At 41.2% G+C, this 4,110-nt stretch carries 5 protein-coding genes; 4 read left to right on the top strand and 1 reads right to left on the bottom strand.

What is annotated here, in order from left to right; translation table 11 throughout:
- Positions 1-56: 56 nt before the first annotated feature.
- The 4 genes from AC27K1_RS21485 to AC27K1_RS21470 all read left to right on the top strand — a co-directional run bounded on the left by AC27K1_RS21485 (position 57) and on the right by AC27K1_RS21470 (position 3,259).
- The gene (locus AC27K1_RS21485) at positions 57-383 is read left to right on the top strand and encodes a hypothetical protein (RefSeq protein ID WP_487152843.1); all 327 of its coding nucleotides are present in this window, start codon (positions 57-59) and stop codon (positions 381-383) included.
- Positions 384-859: 476 nt separating this feature from the next.
- Positions 860-1,288: a hypothetical protein gene (locus AC27K1_RS21480; RefSeq protein ID WP_487152842.1), complete on the top strand. Its 429-nt coding sequence runs from the start codon at positions 860-862 to the stop codon at positions 1,286-1,288.
- Entirely contained in the window at positions 1,261-1,905 is a 645-nt protein-coding gene (locus AC27K1_RS21475; RefSeq protein ID WP_487152841.1) for a hypothetical protein, read from the top strand. The genes AC27K1_RS21480 and AC27K1_RS21475 overlap by 28 nt, the downstream gene beginning before the upstream one ends.
- 1,009 nt (positions 1,906-2,914) lie before the next feature.
- The gene (locus tag AC27K1_RS21470) at positions 2,915-3,259 is read left to right on the top strand and encodes an antibiotic biosynthesis monooxygenase family protein (protein ID WP_487152840.1); all 345 of its coding nucleotides are present in this window, start codon (positions 2,915-2,917) and stop codon (positions 3,257-3,259) included.
- 623 nt (positions 3,260-3,882) lie between these two features.
- Here AC27K1_RS21470 and AC27K1_RS21465 read toward each other — a convergent pair.
- Positions 3,883-4,110: C2H2-type zinc finger protein (locus AC27K1_RS21465; protein WP_487152839.1), on the bottom strand; the 228-nt coding region annotated here is incomplete at its 5' end.

The following is a 4,110-nucleotide window of genomic DNA, read 5'->3' as shown; positions in this document are numbered from 1 at the left end:
TGTGCCGTATCCGTTTTCCTCTGCTATTTTACCATCTCCATTGTACGGAGGTAGTTATGAGTCTGGAACAGCGAGTAGACACTTTGGAAAACCAGCAGAGCGAAACTAACGAGAGGCTTGATCGTCTTGAGCATAAGGTTGATCGCATCGAAATCAGCGTTAAAAACACCCAGGACGGCATAAAAAAGTTGTTCCTGCATAGCGCAAGGCATGAGCAGCAAATTAAGTCGCTTGACAAAAAAGTAGAGTCGCTTGACAAAAAAGTTGACCACTACCAGCAAGAAACCCATGAACGCTTTGACCGCATGGAAGAAGAAAATCGAAAGCAGTTTGAACAACTCACTTTCCTCATCCGTCAACTCCTGCCCAACAAACCCAACTAAGCACATAACAACCCAATGGTCGGGACGGCTTCGCCGCCCGTCATTAGTGAGCGGTTGAGCCTGTAGAAAAACGTCTGGAAGCACTGGCAGTCCCCGTCTGTCAGCACCAGCTCCAAATGCCTTCAAATCACCAGTTTGAGATGTCCACTCGATTAACCAGACATACCTGTTGTGACCAAACAGCAGAGACTCGGCCTTGTATACGATTTCTGTCCGTCGGCTCGCACCTTTGCACTCAGGCTTCCTCCGCCCCCCCTCGCGAGGCTGCACTTGCCGTCGGCTAGTGGTTATCATCGGTGGGCGTATTCGGCTCCAGATCCGATGCTGGTTCTCCCGCAGGGGACTTTCACCCCATTAGTTCAAACCCATGTCGGGCGTACCCAAATGCATCAACTTGACGCTTGGCGCCGCAAGTTATCCTGGCGTTAAGCGCAAATCCCGTCTCATATTAAACATCTACAACGACATAGAATCTAATGCCACAACTGATTGATCACATAGACAAAATTGCAAGAGATAAGAAGCGTGATGTTCTATATCTTGTATTCACAGACCAAGATTATTATCCGCTTTCATTAGAATATGATGGATTCTTTGATTACGAGAATTTTCCTCCAAGAAATAATATTATCAAATGGTTGGATCGTAATAACTTTACTCATTATCCATGTGGTTCTTTCGCTTCAGAATATTCAATGGAATCATATGTCGGATATCTATACATAGATATCCCCTTCGATGAGAATAATCCCAAATATAGACTGATTAGAGACTTCATCGAGGATAAAAATGGAGACTCCAAAATAAAGGGTGTAACGTTCGCATATTACCCACTGCATAAAGCTTTAGAAAACAAACATCATGATGAACCTAATTTTTGGGAAAACTGGGCAAAAAATTTTTAATTAACATGAGACACAACATTGATATGTGCAGAAGTACCATTATCGAAATAGAAAAACTTATAAAATCAAGCACAGAAACCCTTAAAAACTCTCTCAATAACTACTGGCCTGTAATAAATCCAGAAAAAAATGGTATTCAAGAAGCAAATCTTACATACCATCTGGCACACGCTTGCATGAGCAATGGTTTACACTGTTATCCTGAAGCTTCAAATCTATTGAATCACAGTGGTAACAATAGAGTGGATTTACTAGTCAATGGCACTATAGGAAATGAAGAATGCACAATATTAGTTGAAACAAAGAAACTATTTTCATCAGAGCAAGCATCAAAAATGTTTGACGATTTTAACAAAATGAAAGAATTCAAACCTGTTACTGATGAGATAGTTAAACCAAATTATTTTGTACTGTTAGCAGTAACCGTCAATAAAGAAAATGCGGCCTGGTGGAATAACACGTATTACTCTGATAGCACTGGCTGGGATATTCTGATGAGCGCTCTTGAAAGCTGCGACGTTCATAGATATTTTTCAATTGATACAAAGTATGAACAGCATATTGTATATGCTATAGCTAAAAACACCCCCGCACTTAGACATAATGACTCCCGCTGACCGGTAAGAACTGGCCTCTGGAAAATACGTGGGCTAGCTTTGCCAGAGCCGCATCATGTAAACCTGAGAAAATGATCGGAGGCCAGCGATGAGTAAAGATAGCACCTTGTTTCAGTAGTCCTCGTTCTTGTTAGGAGGTAAGGCAGACAGTGCCGAGTCCTCGCTCCTAGAGAGAGGCAGGCTCACGCGACGGATACATGAAAAGAGGTATCTAGTTCACGTATATCAGCTTGCCAGCCGACGTTGTTTCAGGCTCCACCATTAGAATGGGTATTTATGAAGCTGTTGCTCAAATGCACCAAATAAATCCTGGTTGACTGCGGGAGTCATATCAACAAGTCAATCAAGGGGACGCCTTCGGCGTCGGCTGATTTTGGTGTTATGACCTCAAAGGGTTAGAAAACAAATTACATTGTTGCGAGATTTAACCGATAAAATAAAAATATTAACCATTTCAAATGATGCCTATTAAATCGAACATTAGCAACGCCTTCATTTCCATTTATCTAATCTACTTTATTATCATTGGGGCTAATGGTTCATTTGAGTTAATGGAAATATTGGCAAGGTATAATCACGCATACCCTGCTTTTTGGCTCTATCCAATACTAAGCGTTCTTGCTTTTATATCTCTTGTAGCATATGCAAAATCAAATAAAGTTAACTTTCTATACATTACAACATTTTCACTATTGGTTTATGCCGCTCTACACACGAGAGAAATTTACATAACCCCTTTACTCAGTCCCGGAGAGTACAAAGTAGCTGCCCTCATTTACTCAATCATACTAACCCCACTAATAGTATGTACTTTCAAGCACAGAAAACATAACTAAACAATCGTGTGGGGCTGTAATTGAAATCATTCCCTAAACCAGGGCATTCAACATCGAGTCGTTATGTGAATACGGCTGCATCAAGCATTCCATAAGTGATTTATTTGCTGCGCGTCAAATCTATTAAGTCCTGAATTCGTATCATAAGTGCATAATTTTCAGATAGGTGAGTTATGATTGCTGTGATTTTTGAAGTTAATGTGGCAGAAGGTAAAACCTCTGAATATTTAGATATCGCAAACGAAATCAAACCATTGCTATCAGAAATGGAAGGATTTATTTCTATAGAGCGTTTCCAAAGTTTCACAAATAAAGACAAAGTGCTATCTCTATCTTTTTGGCATGACGAAAAATCAGTTGAAAAGTGGCGCAATCTAGAATCCCACCGTTTTGCACAATCCAAAGGGCGCAAAGGCGTTTTTGGAAACTATAGGCTTAGAGTTGCAGGTGTCATTCGTGACTATGGCATGGTGAAGCGCTCTGAAGCACCAAACGATAGTATCAAGGTACATGGGTAGTAAATTCACACTATAAGTGCGTGGTGCGGAGAAGCCGCACACGCAGGCTTTGAACCTGTAGAAAAAGAACAAAAATCCCAAAAGGCATGTGCGGAGAGCTGCATAAAACACTTTTTGAGGCGAATAAAGTCTCAGATTTCACATAGAAGCGCCATTTCTTGATTGTTTTTGATCAACTATTTTTCGAAATCAACAAAAAAGGGTTTTCTACAGTCTCGTTATGTGACATAGAAAAGTACGAGTAAATCTATTCTAATAATTATCTTTATCCTACAAATTCCTAATTTTATTATTTGCCTAGTTGCGTATAAAAACAGAAATACAACAGAGCGCGTCAATGAGCTAACAATGCTATCATCAACATGGGCTTTGCATCCTAATTTATACAATGATGTTGGAAAAAGGCTGTGCCGTTATGGAAAGCTTTATTACTGCATAAATTTGTTGCTTGCTATTGCATGGATTATTGTCAGCACCGATTTAAAATGTCCAACATTCTCCGATCCAATATGACCTGTGTAAAAATGATAATCCAATCAGAGCATCATAGTCAGCATCAGGGATGATTTGTTTGATTAGTATTGCCAACCAGCCGGTTATTGGTTTTACAGCGGATATTTGCATTAAGTCTGCGGTTGGGCGGGCTTTTGGTGGTGGGCCTGAGCCAGGTGCTGGTTAAGGGCGGATCGGCTGGTAAAGAAACGGTCACAGTCTGATACGGTGCACTCAAATGTCTTGCCGCTGGCGGGCTTTTGGTGGTGGGCCTGAGCCAGGTGCTGGTTAAGGGCGGATCGGCTGGTAAAGAAACGGTCACAGTCTGATACGGTGCACTCAAATGTCTTGCCGCTGGC

This window comes from Kistimonas ophiarachnellae (genome assembly GCF_057552235.1).
This window is presented reverse-complemented; position numbering and strand designations above follow the sequence as displayed.

Excerpts from the sequence above, each read along its gene's own strand:
- AC27K1_RS21485 (WP_487152843.1), top strand. The coding sequence starts at position 57 with ATGAGTCTGGAACAGCGAGTAGACACTTTGGAAAACCAGCAGAGCGAA.
- AC27K1_RS21480 (WP_487152842.1), top strand. The coding sequence starts at position 860 with ATGCCACAACTGATTGATCACATAGACAAAATTGCAAGAGATAAGAAG.
- AC27K1_RS21470 (WP_487152840.1), top strand. The coding sequence starts at position 2,915 with ATGATTGCTGTGATTTTTGAAGTTAATGTGGCAGAAGGTAAAACCTCT.